Source organism: Pantoea sp. ICBG 828, from assembly GCF_002928355.1.
Classification (GTDB): Bacteria; Pseudomonadota; Gammaproteobacteria; order Enterobacterales; family Enterobacteriaceae; genus Pantoea; species Pantoea dispersa.
This window is the reverse complement of the sequence record NZ_POWN01000007.1, coordinates 1-13,177: the sequence shown is the minus strand read 5'-3', so window position 1 is coordinate 13,177 and position 13,177 is coordinate 1. Positions and strand designations below refer to the sequence as shown.

Here is a 13,177-nt window from a genome sequence, read left to right as displayed (position 1 = left end):
TTCCTCCTGAACTTAACCTACGACCAGGTTAAGCAGTTTGCCAGGGACATAAATCACTTTACGAAGGGTGACGCCATCCAGATATTTCGCCACCAGATGCTCCTGTGCCGCACGCGCCTGCACTTGTTCCTGCGTCGCATCCGGCGCCACGGTAATTTTACCACGCACTTTACCGTTGACCTGCACCACCACCAGCAGCGAATCCTCTACCATTGCCGCTTCATCGGCAACCGGCCAGCTGGCGTCGTCGATGCTGCCTTCGCCACCCAGTGCCTGCCACAGCACGTAGCTGGCGTGCGGGGTGAATGGATAGAGCAGGCGCGTTACGGCGACCAGCGCTTCCTGCATCAGGGCGCGATCCTGTTCGCTCTCCTGCGGCGCGCGCAGCAGTTTGTTCATCAGCTCCATGATCGCCGCAATAGCGGTGTTGAAGGTCTGACGACGGCCGATGTCATCCGCCACTTTGGCGATGGTTTTGTGCAGATCGCGACGCAGCGCTTTCTGCTCATCGTTGAGCGCGTTGACATCCAGCGCCACGGTCGCGCCTTTAGCCACGTGATCGTACGCCAGCTTCCACACGCGTTTCAGGAAGCGGTTAGCGCCTTCCACGCCTGACTCCTGCCACTCCAGCGTCATCTCCGCCGGGGAAGCAAACATCATGAACAGACGCACGGTATCTGCGCCGTAGCGCTCAACCATCAGCTGCGGGTCGATGCCGTTGTTTTTGGACTTCGACATTTTGCTCATACCCGCGTAGATCACTTCGCGGCCCTGATTGTCGATGGCTTTGGTGATGCGGCCTTTTTCGTCGCGCTCGACGTTAACGTCAACCGGAGAAACCCAGTTGCGCTCGCCGTTAGCACCGACGTAGTAGAAGGCGTCTGCCAGTACCATGCCCTGACACAGCAGACGTTTGGCCGGCTCGTCAGAGTTGACCAGGCCCGCGTCGCGCAGCAGCTTGTGGTAGAAGCGGAAATACATCAGGTGCATGATGGCGTGTTCGATACCGCCCACATACTGATCGACCGGCAGCCAGTAGTTCGCGGCTGCCGGATCCAGCATGCCTTCGTTGTAGTTCGCACAGGTGTAACGCGCGTAGTACCACGATGATTCCATAAAGGTGTCGAAGGTGTCGGTTTCACGCAGCGCCGGCTGACCGTTGACGGTGGTTTTCGCCCACTCCGGATCGGCTTTGATTGGGCTGGTGATACCGTCCATGACCACGTCTTCCGGCAGAATTACCGGCAGCTGATCTTCTGGCGTTGGCATTACGGTGCCATCTTCCAGCGTCACCATCGGAATGGGCGCACCCCAGTAGCGCTGGCGTGACACACCCCAGTCGCGCAGGCGATAGTTCACTTTACGCACGCCGACGCCTTTGGCCGCCAGCGCATCGGCGATAGCGTTGAAGCCGGCGTCGTGGTCCAGACCGTCAAACTCGCCCGAGTTGAACAGCGTGCCTTTTTCGGTCATCGCTGCGGCGCTGACATCCGGCGCGGTACCGTCGAGGTTGAGTACCACCGGCTTGATGTTGAGATCGTATTTGGTGGCGAATTCCCAGTCGCGCTGGTCATGACCCGGTACGGCCATCACGGCACCGGTGCCGTATTCCATCAGCACGAAGTTAGCGACCCAGACCGGAATCTCTTCGCCCGTCAGCGGATGGATAGCGTGCAGGCCGGTGGCCATGCCTTTCTTCTCCATCGTGGCCATGTCCGCTTCGGCGACTTTGGTGTTGCTGCATTCAGCAATGAAATCAGCCAGCGCCGGGTTGTTGACGGCAGCCTGGCGCGCCAGAGGATGACCGGCTGCCACGGCGACATAGGTTGCCCCCATGAAGGTGTCCGGACGGGTGGTGTAAACCGTGACTTTTTCCGCGCTGTTGGCCACGTCAAAGGTGATCTCGACACCTTCAGAACGGCCAATCCAGTTGCGCTGCATGGTCTTGACCTGCTCCGGCCAGTCTTCCAGCTTATCGAGGTCGTTGAGCAGCTCTTCGGCGTAATCGGTGATTTTCACGAACCACTGCGGGATCTCTTTGCGTTCGACTTTGGTGTCGCAGCGCCAGCAGCAGCCATCGATCACCTGTTCGTTCGCCAGTACGGTCTGGTCGTTCGGGCACCAGTTGACCGCAGAGGTTTTTTTGTAGACCAGACCTTTTTCGTACAGTTTGGTGAAGAACCACTGTTCCCAGCGGTAATACTCAGGCTGACAGGTCGCCAGTTCGCGACTCCAGTCATAGCCGAAGCCCAGCAGTTTCAGCTGGTTTTTCATGTATTCGATGTTGTCGTAGGTCCAGGGGGCTGGCGCAGTGTTGTTTTTCACCGCCGCCCCTTCAGCGGGCAGGCCAAAGGCATCCCAGCCAATCGGCTGCAGGACGTTTTTGCCCAGCATGCGCTGGTAGCGCGCAATCACATCGCCAATGGTGTAGTTACGCACGTGGCCCATGTGCAGGCGGCCAGAAGGATAGGGCAGCATAGACAGGCAGTAGTATTTCTCTTTGCCTTCCTGCTCGGTCACTTTGAAGGTTTCGTTTTCGTCCCAGTGCTGCTGGACGCGGGATTCTATCTCTTCCGGGCGGTATTGCTCTTGCATGGCTGCCTGTGGTCCTTGTGAAATCGTTTTTTAAACACTTTTGATCCGCATAGCATACCCATAAGGCCGCCCCTCAACAACAATTGACGCCCTCCGGCGGCGTGATTTGTGCGGAATGCGACAGCGCTTTCACCCTTTTGCGATTTCCTCTGCGCTAAGCGCAGCAAATATGGCAAAGCGGCTAAACTTAACTCAGCATCCGCAGCGGAAAGGAGAACAAAATGAATAATGTGGCGCAGGAGTATCGTGCAACGGTAGCAGCATTAACCCAGCGGCTGGAGCGTGGCGAGCGTGATGTCGACGCACTGGTCGCCGAGGCGCGCAGCGCGCTGCTGCAGAAACAGACGCTGACCACCGCCGAAGTCGACGAGGTCATGCGCGCGGTGCGGCGCGATTTGCACGAGTTCGCGCTCAGCTATCAGGAATCCAGCGAAGCGCTCGGCGATTCAGTGTTTCTGCGGGTGATCCGTGAAAGCCTGTGGAAAGAGCTGGCCGATATCACTGATAAGAGCCAGCTGGAGTGGCGCGAAGTGTTTCAGGATCTGCGGCATCACGGCGTGTATCAGAGCGGCGAAGTGGTGGGACTGGGTAACCTGGTGTGTGAAAAGTGCGGCTTTACCCGGGCGATTTACACCCCGGAGAGCCTGACGCGCTGCCCGGAGTGCGGCCACGATCAGTTCCAGCGTCAGCCGTTTGAGCCCTGAATTATCACCGTGATCTGAAGCAAAAAAAGTATTGCTGCTGAAGGCGTGCGGACTGTCAGAAGGGAACCTGAACACGCCCGGATCGGCAAAACCCGCATCCCTGCGTGCCTCGACACGCGGCATCCCTGCCGCGTGACGTCCGGCTTAGTTCAGGATCCCTTCTGCCGTAAAAAACAGGTGCGGCGGTATGCGCGCATTTAGTCACCGTGATGATGAAGCTTAATGGTGCGCATCACAGCAGCAATATATCGATTTTGGTGAAGTGCAGGAGGGGCAAGATAAGCCCTGACGCTGGCGGTCCGTGGACCGCCAGAACTGTGAGTATTAGTGCAGGATTTTCGCCAGGAAGTCTTTGGCACGGTCGGACTGCGGATTGCTGAAGAAGTCATCCTTGTTGGTGTCTTCAACGATCTTTCCTTCGTCCATAAAGATGACGCGATTCGCCACTTTGCGTGCAAAGCCCATCTCGTGCGTCACCACCATCATCGTCATGCCTTCGTTGGCTAACTCCACCATGACGTCCAGCACTTCGTTGATCATCTCCGGATCCAGCGCGGAAGTCGGTTCATCGAACAGCATGGCGATAGGATCCATGCACAGCGCACGGGCGATGGCGACGCGCTGCTGCTGACCGCCAGACAGCTGACCAGGGAATTTCTCCGCATGCGCCGCCAGACCCACGCGCTTCAGCAGGGCAAGGCCCTTATCGCGCGCGGCAGTTTTGTCGCGCTTCAGCACTTTCACCTGCGCCAGCACCAGGTTATCAATGATGCTGAGATGCGGGAACAGTTCGAAGTGCTGGAACACCATGCCCACTTTACTACGCAGTTGGGCGAGATTAGTTTTTTTGTTGTTCACCTCGGTACCGTTCACCTGAATGCTACCCTGCTGCACGGGCTCCAGCCCGTTCACCGTTTTAATCAGCGTCGATTTACCCGAGCCGGACGGTCCGCAGACCACCACTACCTCACCTTTCTTCACTTCGGTGGAGCAGTCGGTCAGCACCTGAAAGTGCCCATACCACTTAGAAACATTTTTCAGGCTAATCATTTAAACCGTCCTTTTTCTTTTCAGATAACTTACCAACAGCGAAGCGCTCAGGCTGATCACGAAGTAGACCAGACCGGCAAACAGAACCATTTCTACCTGGGTACCGTCACGTTCACCGATAGTGGACGCGGTGCGGAAGAAGTCCGCCAGGCTTAACACATACACCAGCGAGGTGTCCTGGAACAGCACGATGCCCTGCGTCAGCAGCAGCGGCACCATGGCGCGGAACGCCTGCGGCAGGATGATCAATTTCATCGACTGCCACTGCGTCATACCCAGCGCCAGCGCCGCGTTGGACTGACCGCGTGAGATGCTCTGGATACCGGCGCGGATAATCTCCGAATAGTAAGCGGCTTCAAACAGCGCAAACGCCACCATGGCGGAGATCAGGCGGATATCGGTTTTTGGCGACAGCCCAAGCACCTGCTGCAGGAAGCTGGGAACCACCAGATAGAACCACAGCAGCACCATCACCAGCGGTACCGAGCGGAACAGGTTCACGTACAGTTTGGCGAACCAGCGGATCGGGGCGAACGCGGACAAACGCATCACCGCCAGAATGGTGCCCCAGATAATGCCAAACACCACCGCCACCGCCGTGATTTTCAGCGTAATGATCATGCCGTTCAGCAGATAGGGCAGGCTGGGCGGAATCGAACTCCAGTCAAAATCGTACATTATTTGCCTCCCAGGTTGCCGGGCAGGCGGATTTTGCGTTCTACCAGACTCATAATCAGCATGATCACCAGGTTAATACCAACGTAGGCCAGGGTGATAGCGGTGAAAGATTCATAGGCATGCGCCGAGTAATCCAGCAGCTTGCCCGCCTGCGCCGCCAGGTCGACCAGACCGATGGTAGAGGCGATGGCGGAGTTCTTCACCAGGTTAAGCATTTCCGAGGTCATCGGCGGCACAATCACGCGATAGGCGTTAGGCAGCAGCACGTAGCGGTAGGTCTGCGGCAGCGTCAGGCCCATCGCCAGACCGGCGTTTTTCTGGCCGCGCGGCAGCGACTGAATCGCGGCGCGCACCTGCTCACACACGCGTGCGGCGGTGAACAGACCGAGACAGATGGTTGAAGAGAGGAAAAACTGGATGTTCGGGTCCAGTTCAGCCTTAAACCACATGCCGAGCTTCTCCCCGACCAGTTCTGGTGCCACCAGATACCAGAAGAAGAACTGCACGATCAGCGGGATATTACGAAACAGCTCCACGTAGCAGGTGCCAATCGTGGACAGCCAGCGATTAGGCACGGTACGCAGAATGCCAAAGAAGGAACCTACCAGGAAGGCGATAATCCAGGCGCAGCAGGAGACCGCGACGGTCACCTGAAATCCGGACCACAGCCAGCCGAGGTAAGTCGTATTGCCGAACGGAGCCTGCTGTAAAAAGATGCCCCAGTTCCAATCGATACCCATAACGAGCTCCGGTAAAAAAAGGGTAGCGAGGCTACCCATAAGATTGTTGAGCGGTGTCTTGTGTCCTGCTTCAGGGGAACGGCCTGTTACAGTCTGTCTGTCCGCACCGCGTGTTCAGCAATCGAGAGGGCAGCAGTGCCGCCCTTGTTTTCATTGTTAATTCAGAGTGCTTTGTCGTTCGGTGCTTTAAACAGCGCCTGCATGTCAGAAGACAGCTCGAAGTTCAGGTTCAGGTTCTTCGGCGGAATTGGCTGTTTGAACCAGGTATCGAACCATTTGGTGGCTTCACCCGACGTCTGTGCTTTGGCGATGGTGTCATCCATCAGCTGTTTAAACGGCGCATCGTCTTTACGCAGCATGCAGCCGTAGGCTTCTTTGGACTGCGGCGTACCCGTGATTTCCCAGTTATCTGGTTTCTTCGCCTTGGCACGTTCACCGGCCAGCAGCGCGTCATCCATCATGAAAGCCACTGCGCGACCGGTTTCCAGCGTGCGGAACGAGTCACCGTGATCTTTCGCGCTGATGATGCGCATATCCATTTTCTTCTCGTCATTCAGCTTGCGCAGCAGAATCTCAGAGGTGGTGCCCGAGGTGACGACCACGGTTTTGCCTTTCAGATCGGCGAAGTCTTTGATATCGCCGCCTTTCTTCACCAGCAGACGCGTACCGATGATGAAGATGGTGTCAGAGAACGCCGCCTGCTGCTGACGCTCTACGTTATTGGTGGTCGAGCCACACTCGAAATCGTAGGTGCCGTTTTGCAGCAGTGGAATACGGTTTTGCGAGGTGATCGGCAGCATTTTGACCTGCAGATCCGGCTTATTCAGTTTCGCTTTGATGGCGGCAACAATGGCGTTGGAGTAGTCCTGCGAATAGCCCACCACTTTCTGCTGGTTGTCGTAGTAAGAAAAGGGAACGGATGACTCACGGTGCCCCACGACAATCACGCCACTATCATTGATTTTTTTCAGGGTGCCGGTGAGATCTTCCGCCTGGGCCGCGCCCGCTGCTGCGCCCAACAGCAGAAGCGATAATGCCACTTTGCGAATCTGCATGTTCCTACTCCTTCGTGTGAATGTTGCGCAGAACATAAACTGCGCAGATGGTGATGTTGTGTGTATTTCCTGCTGCTTTTTTAATTATCCCTTAGCGCAACTGCGCGCAGGATAGTGATTAACATAGCGAATTGTTAACGTAATGAAACAAAAAAGTTCGTTTTTTGCGAGCCGCTCCGCACCAATAAGAGGCAAAAAACGGCCTCTGCGCCAATTAAGTGCGCTTCGGTGCCAGATAATGGTGCGCAAACAGGGCATTACGCTGACAAATCACCGATGTTGCTAAAACCACTGAAATAATTAGCAATGATCGTGCCAGTACGCGGAGAGTGGGCAAAAAGGCAGCAGAAAGTGGCGGTGACTAAGGATAAAGGGAGCGGAAAACTGCGCAGAAAAAAGGCGAAGCCTGCGCTTCGCCTGGTGAGAGGGGGCGGGATATCAGGCGCGGCGGCGTAAAATCGCCAGCACGATGCCCGCCAGCGTCAGCAGCCATACCGGCCAGATACCGACGCGTGCATACGGCGTTTCTCCGCTGGCAGGCGTGACTGTTGCGCTCAGCACTTCGCGGGTGAACTGCGGGATGATGTTCTCCACGTCTCCCTGCGCATTCACCACTGCGGTAACACCGTTGTTGGTTGAGCGCAGCAGCGGGCGACCCAGCTCCAGCGCGCGCATGCGTGCCATCTGGAAATGCTGCCACGGACCAATCGAATGACCGAACCAGGCATCGTTCGATACCGTCAGCAGGAAGTTGGTGTCCGGACGGAAGTTAGCGCGCACCTGTTCGCCCAGCACGATCTCATAGCAAATGGCGCTGGTGAGGTTGTAACCCGCCACTTTCAGCTGCGGCTGCAGGTAGGCGCCACGGCTGAACGAGGACATCGGCAGGTCGAAGAACGGCGCCAGCGGACGCAGCAGACCTTCCAGCGGCACAAACTCGCCAAACGGCACCAGATGGTTTTTCTGGTAGCGGTTGCGGCTCTGATAGCTGTAAGGCTGCGCGCCACCCAGCACAATTACCGAGTTGTAATCGTGATAGCGGTTGTCGCTCTCAACGCGCGAATCAACAATGCCGGTGATCAGCGTGCTGCCACGCGCGCGCAGTTCGTCATCCAGCGCATGCAGAAACGGCTGCTGATTACTCTCCAGATCGGTAATTGCCGACTCCGGCCAGATGATGATTGGCGCTTTGCCGATAAACGGCTGGCTATAAGCGGTGTAGACGCGCAGCGTGGTCAGCAGCTGCTGCGGATCCCACTTCATTGACTGCGGAATATTGCCCTGCACCATCGCCACATTGACGCTGCGCTGCGGCAGCGGCTGATACCACTGCAGCATCCGCAGTGGCCACGGCAGCAGCAGCAGCGCGACGGCGATAATCAGGTTTTTCACGCTGCGGTGATAGCAGGCTGAGGCCAGCATGCCGGCAATCACCATCAGCAGGAAGGTGATGGTTTCCACGCCAGCCAGCGGCGCCAGGCCTTTCAGCGGCCCATCGATCTGGCTGTAGCCAAACTGCAGCCACGGAAAGCCGGTCAGCACCCAGCCGCGCAGAAACTCGGTGATCTGCCACAGCGCCGGTGCCGCCAGCGCCATGCGCCACAGCGTGGCCCGTGGCCAGAAGCGGTTCAGCAGCAGGGCAAACAGCAGCGGGTAAAGCGCCAGATAGGCGGCGAGCAGCACCACGAGGAATACATTGACCGGGCCGGGCATGCCGCCAAACGTCGCAATGCTGACGTACACCCAGTTGATGCCGCTGCCGAACAGGCCAAAGCCCCAGGCAAAACCGATTCCTGCCGCCTGCGCGCTGCGGCGATCCAGCAACAGCAGCTGCAAACCGGCCAGAGAGAGCAGGGCGGCGGGCCAGAAATCATACGGGGAAAAGGAAAGGGTGCCCGCGGTACCCAGAATTAACGCCAGCAGCAGGCGAACCCGCTGCTGCGAGTAGAGAGAGGCTAATGCCATAAAATTATTCGTCTTCCAGTTGCGGTTGCGGAGAGTCTTCCGGAATTTTCACATGCACCTGGATGATACGGCGGCTGTCAGCCATCGCAACTTTGAATTGGTAACCCTCAATGTCGATGCTTTCACCGCGCGCCGGCAGATGGCCGAATCCCTGCATCACCAGACCGCCAATGGTATCGACTTCGTCATCGCTGAAATCGCTACCAAATACCTCATTGAAATCCTCAATCGGCGTCAGCGCACGCACCGTATAGGTGTGGCGATTGAGCTGGCGGATATCGCGATCTTCTTCGTCGTCATATTCGTCTTCAATTTCGCCGACGATCAGCTCCAGGATATCTTCGATGGTCACCAGTCCGGAGACACCACCGAACTCATCAATGACGATCGCCATATGATAGCGCTGCGAGCGGAACTCTTTGAGCATGCGATCGACGCGCTTGCTCTCAGGCACCACCACGACCGGGCGCAGCACTTTTTCCATGCTGAATGGCTCGGCGCTGCTGCTCATAAACGGCAGCAGATCTTTCGCCATCAGAATGCCTTCAACATGGTCTTTATCTTCGCTGATTACCGGGAAGCGCGAGTGGGCAGATTCAATAATCACTGCCAGGCACTCTTCAAGGCTCTGGTTGCGCTTCAGGGTAATCATCTGCGAGCGCGGGATCATAATGTCGCGCACGCGCTGTTCGGCAATATCCAGCACCCCTTCCAGCATGTCGCGGGTGTCCTGGTCGATCAGCTCTTTTTGCTCAGAATCGCGGATCAGCCCCAGCAGTTCGTCACGGTTTTTGGGTTCGCCGTGGAAAAGCTGATTGATTAACAGGGAGAAAAAACCCTTTTTACTACTGGGTGCGTCGTTGTTTTGAGAATGGTCGTCGCTCATGGCGTTTTTATTTAGTTCTCTCGAATGAGGGAAAGGAACTGCCGGCATCCTCGCCAGCAGCGCAATGTCCTGAACCGGCGGTTCAGGCGTCTTCTTTTTCCGAAATGTACGGATCGGGATAGCCAAGAGCAAGCATTATCTCGGTCTCGAGCGCTTCCATCTCTTCAGCTTCCTCGTCTTCAATATGGTCATAACCCAGCAGATGCAGCGTGCCGTGAACCACCATGTGTGCCCAGTGCGCTTCAGGGCTTTTGCCCTGCTCGGCCGCTTCCTGCTCAACAACCTGACGACAAATAATCAGGTCGCCCAGCAGCGGCAGCTCAATGCCCGGCGGAGCTTCAAACGGGAACGACAGCACGTTAGTCGGCTTATCTTTGCCGCGATAAGTCAGATTAAGCTCATGACTCTCCGCTTCATCGACCAGCCGTATCGTGACTTCGCTCTCAGGCTGAAACGGCGTGACCGCCGCCTCCAGCCAGCGCTGAAACGCCGCTTCTGCGGGCAGGCCGTTTTCATCGGCACACGCCAACTGCAAATCTAAAATCACCGTGCTCATGAAGGCTCCTGCGGCGTCGGCTGGCTGGCAGGTTGTGCCGCCTGTGCTTCACGCTTACGCTCTTCCGCCAGTTTATCACGGCGTTTCTGGTCCGCTTCTTCCCAGGCTTCATAAGCATTAACAATGCGTGCGACCACCGGATGACGCACCACGTCTTCGCTGTGGAAAAAGTTGAAGCTGATCTCTTCCACATTGGCCAGCACTTCGATGGCGTGGCGCAGACCGGATTTGGTGCTGCGCGGCAGGTCAATCTGCGTCACGTCACCGGTAATCACCGCTTTGGAGTTGAAGCCGATACGCGTCAGGAACATCTTCATCTGTTCGATGGTGGTGTTCTGGCTCTCATCGAGAATCACGAATGCGTCGTTCAGCGTACGGCCGCGCATGTAGGCCAGCGGCGCGACTTCAATCACGTTGCGCTCCATCAGCTTCTCGACGCGCTCGAAGCCCAGCATTTCAAACAGGGCGTCATACAGCGGACGCAGGTAAGGATCGACTTTCTGACTGAGATCGCCGGGCAGGAAGCCGAGCTTTTCGCCGGCTTCGACCGCCGGACGCGTCAGCAGAATACGGCGAATCTCCTGCCGCTCCAGCGCATCCACCGCGGCGGCGACCGCCAGATAGGTTTTCCCGGTCCCGGCCGGCCCAATGCCGAAGGTGATGTCGTGATCGAGAATATTGGCGATGTACTGCGCCTGGTTTGGCGTACGCGGTTTAATCACGCCGCGCTTGGTCTTGATGTTTACCGCTTTACCGTACTCCGGCACGCTATCGGCCGTCTGTTCCAGCACGCGACTCTCTTTGATCGCCAGATGGATCTGATCCGGTTCAATGTCCGGGATCTGGCCGCGCACCGGCGCGGTATCAACGTACAGCGAACGCAGAATATTGGCGGCCGCCTCGACACTCAGCGCGCGGCCGACCAGCTTAAACAGGTTGTCGCGGCGATTAATCTCAATGCCCAGACGGCGCTCCAGCTGTTTAACGTTGTCATCAAACGGACCGCACAGGCTCATCAGTCGACGATTGTCTGCCGGTTCAAGGGCGATTTCACGAGTTTCGATATTCAAATGAATCCTTTGGGTCACTCAGGGCCAGTTGAAAGAAATAGCAGATACCGCACGCCAGGCGTCAGCATCTTTACGGAATTATTTATGGGGTCGCGCCTGGGCGCAAGCTTCAGGGGAGATATTTGGGCGGCAGCTGCGGAAAGCAAGGGCTGCGGGATGAAACAGGCGACAGCGCGTTGTGCGCTGTCGCTCAGTAATCGCGGTCTCAAGGTTGATACAGGCCCACGCCGATCTCATCCTCTTTACGCGTACGCGCAATCACCGATGCCGGACTCTCCGCGACGCGCAGGCCCATCTCCTCTTCGGTGCGAACCACGACGCCACGCAGCGAATTGGTATAAACATCGACGATTTCGACATCAACAAATTTACCGATCATGCGCACGTCGCCTTCAAAGTTGACCACGCGGTTGTTTTCGGTACGGCCGGTCAGCTCCATCACATTCTTACGTGAGGTACCTTCCACCAGAATACGCTGAACGGTACCAAGCATGCGGCGGCTCCATGCCATCGCCTGCTGATTGATGCGATCCTGCAAAATGTACAAACGCTGCTTCTTCTCCTCTTCCGGCACGTCGTCCGGCAGATCGGCCGCTGGCGTACCCGGACGCGCCGAATAGATAAAGCTGAAGCTGGTGTCGAAATTAACTTCGCCGATCAGCTTCATGGTCTGCTCGAAATCCTGCTGGGTTTCGCCCGGGAAGCCAATGATGAAATCTGAACTGATCTGGATATCCGGGCGCGCGGCCACCAGCTTACGGATAATCGCTTTGTACTCCAGCGCAGTGTGCGCTCGCTTCATCAGCGTCAGAATACGATCGGCACCGCTCTGCACTGGCAGGTGCAGGAAGCTCACCAGCTCCGGCGTATCACGATAAACGTCAATGATGTCGTCGGTGAACTCAATCGGATGGCTGGTGGTGAAACGAATCCGGTCAATCCCGTCAATCGCGGCTACCAGACGCAGCAGCTCGGCAAAGGTACAAATCTGGTCGTCAAAGGTCGCGCCGCGATAGGCGTTGACGTTCTGCCCCAGCAGATTCACTTCACGCACGCCCTGCGCCGCCAGCTGGGCAACTTCCAGCAGGATGTCATCGCAGGGACGGCTCACTTCCTCGCCGCGCGTATAAGGCACCACGCAGAAAGTGCAATATTTATTGCAGCCTTCCATGATCGAGACAAAAGCCGTAGGCCCTTCAGCGCGCGGCTCCGGCAGGCGATCAAACTTTTCGATTTCCGGGAACGAGACGTCAACAATCGGGCTTTTGCTGCCGCGTACCTGATTAATCATCTCCGGCAGACGATGCAGCGTCTGCGGGCCAAAAACGATGTCCACGCACTGCGCGCGCTGGCGAATTTTATCGCCCTCCTGCGAAGCCACACAGCCGCCCACGCCAATAATCAGCTCAGGATTCTTCGCCTTCAGCTTCTTCCAGCGTCCCAGCAAGTGAAACACTTTTTCCTGCGCCTTCTCACGGATGGAGCAGGTATTCAGCAGCAGTACGTCTGCGTCTTCGGCTTCCTCCGTCAGGGTATAGCCGTGCGTGCTGTTCAGTAGGTCAGCCATCTTCGATGAATCATATTCGTTCATCTGACAGCCCCAGGTTTTGATATGCAGTTTTTTGGTCATTGAACTAGCCATTGATTCTGAGCAGAGAAGTGCAGGGCGCGTATTGTAATGCTTTGGCGCGGGTGTGACCAGCATGCCCGTCATACTTCGCACGCCAGGTGCGTTGGCTGCGCGCGGCTCCCCCGGTCACTTACTGATGTAAGCTCCCGGGATGATCCTTGCTTGCCGCCTTCCCGGCATACGAATTATTTAGGGCATGATGCCCGGTTATATTTCACACGCCAGGTGCGTTGGCTGCGCGCGGCTCT

At 56.9% G+C, this 13,177-nt stretch carries 11 protein-coding genes; 1 reads left to right on the top strand and 10 read right to left on the bottom strand.

The window, feature by feature from the left end:
• Positions 1–12: 12 nt before the first annotated feature.
• Positions 13–2,595, bottom strand: a complete 2,583-nt coding sequence (gene leuS / locus C1Y43_RS17020) for a leucine--tRNA ligase (protein WP_021508578.1) — start codon at positions 2,593–2,595, stop codon at positions 13–15.
• 221 nt (positions 2,596–2,816) lie between these two features.
• Here leuS and C1Y43_RS17015 point away from each other — a divergent pair, with 221 nt between their 5' ends.
• Complete coding sequence (locus C1Y43_RS17015) at positions 2,817–3,299, top strand: zinc ribbon-containing protein (protein WP_021508577.1); 483 nt, start codon at positions 2,817–2,819, stop codon at positions 3,297–3,299.
• 324 nt (positions 3,300–3,623) lie between these two features.
• Here C1Y43_RS17015 and C1Y43_RS17010 read toward each other — a convergent pair whose 3' ends face one another.
• The 9 genes from C1Y43_RS17010 to miaB form a co-directional block, all read right to left on the bottom strand.
• A complete protein-coding gene (locus tag C1Y43_RS17010) occupies positions 3,624–4,349 on the bottom strand; it encodes an amino acid ABC transporter ATP-binding protein (protein WP_058757895.1) in 726 nt (241 codons plus the stop codon).
• Positions 4,350–5,027 (bottom strand): glutamate/aspartate ABC transporter permease GltK, encoded by a 678-nt coding sequence (gene gltK, locus C1Y43_RS17005; protein ID WP_021508575.1) that lies wholly within the window; start codon positions 5,025–5,027, stop codon positions 4,350–4,352.
• Positions 5,027–5,767 (bottom strand): amino acid ABC transporter permease, encoded by a 741-nt coding sequence (locus C1Y43_RS17000; protein ID WP_021508574.1) that lies wholly within the window; start codon positions 5,765–5,767, stop codon positions 5,027–5,029. The genes gltK and C1Y43_RS17000 overlap by 1 nt, the downstream gene beginning before the upstream one ends.
• A 161-nt stretch (positions 5,768–5,928) precedes the next feature.
• Entirely contained in the window at positions 5,929–6,822 is an 894-nt protein-coding gene (locus tag C1Y43_RS16995) for a glutamate/aspartate ABC transporter substrate-binding protein (protein ID WP_021508573.1), read from the bottom strand.
• Positions 6,823–7,260: 438 nt separating this feature from the next.
• Positions 7,261–8,787: an apolipoprotein N-acyltransferase gene (gene lnt / locus C1Y43_RS16990; protein WP_104189045.1), complete on the bottom strand. Its 1,527-nt coding sequence runs from the start codon at positions 8,785–8,787 to the stop codon at positions 7,261–7,263.
• Positions 8,788–8,791: 4 nt separating this feature from the next.
• A complete protein-coding gene (corC, locus tag C1Y43_RS16985) occupies positions 8,792–9,673 on the bottom strand; it encodes a CNNM family magnesium/cobalt transport protein CorC (RefSeq protein WP_021508571.1) in 882 nt (293 codons plus the stop codon).
• An 82-nt stretch (positions 9,674–9,755) separates the two neighbouring features.
• Complete coding sequence (gene ybeY / locus C1Y43_RS16980; protein ID WP_010616134.1) at positions 9,756–10,229, bottom strand: rRNA maturation RNase YbeY; 474 nt, start codon at positions 10,227–10,229, stop codon at positions 9,756–9,758.
• Positions 10,226–11,299, bottom strand: a complete 1,074-nt coding sequence (locus C1Y43_RS16975) for a PhoH family protein (protein ID WP_058769440.1) — start codon at positions 11,297–11,299, stop codon at positions 10,226–10,228. The genes ybeY and C1Y43_RS16975 overlap by 4 nt, the downstream gene beginning before the upstream one ends.
• Positions 11,300–11,504: 205 nt before the next feature.
• Entirely contained in the window at positions 11,505–12,929 is a 1,425-nt protein-coding gene (gene miaB, locus C1Y43_RS16970; protein WP_021508568.1) for a tRNA (N6-isopentenyl adenosine(37)-C2)-methylthiotransferase MiaB, read from the bottom strand.
• Between the last annotated feature and the right edge of the window lie 248 nt (positions 12,930–13,177).

Bases quoted from the DNA above. Each gene is read 5' to 3' on its own strand.
- lnt (WP_104189045.1), bottom strand. From the start codon at position 8,787: ATGGCATTAGCCTCTCTCTACTCGCAGCAGCGGGTTCGCCTGCTGCTG.
- leuS (WP_021508578.1), bottom strand. From the start codon at position 2,595: ATGCAAGAGCAATACCGCCCGGAAGAGATAGAATCCCGCGTCCAGCAG.
- C1Y43_RS17010 (WP_058757895.1), bottom strand. From the start codon at position 4,349: ATGATTAGCCTGAAAAATGTTTCTAAGTGGTATGGGCACTTTCAGGTG.
- C1Y43_RS17015 (WP_021508577.1), top strand. From the start codon at position 2,817: ATGAATAATGTGGCGCAGGAGTATCGTGCAACGGTAGCAGCATTAACC.
- C1Y43_RS17000 (WP_021508574.1), bottom strand. From the start codon at position 5,767: ATGGGTATCGATTGGAACTGGGGCATCTTTTTACAGCAGGCTCCGTTC.
- miaB (WP_021508568.1), bottom strand. From the start codon at position 12,929: ATGACCAAAAAACTGCATATCAAAACCTGGGGCTGTCAGATGAACGAA.
- gltK (WP_021508575.1), bottom strand. From the start codon at position 5,027: ATGTACGATTTTGACTGGAGTTCGATTCCGCCCAGCCTGCCCTATCTG.
- C1Y43_RS16995 (WP_021508573.1), bottom strand. From the start codon at position 6,822: ATGCAGATTCGCAAAGTGGCATTATCGCTTCTGCTGTTGGGCGCAGCA.
- corC (WP_021508571.1), bottom strand. From the start codon at position 9,673: ATGAGCGACGACCATTCTCAAAACAACGACGCACCCAGTAGTAAAAAG.
- ybeY (WP_010616134.1), bottom strand. From the start codon at position 10,229: ATGAGCACGGTGATTTTAGATTTGCAGTTGGCGTGTGCCGATGAAAAC.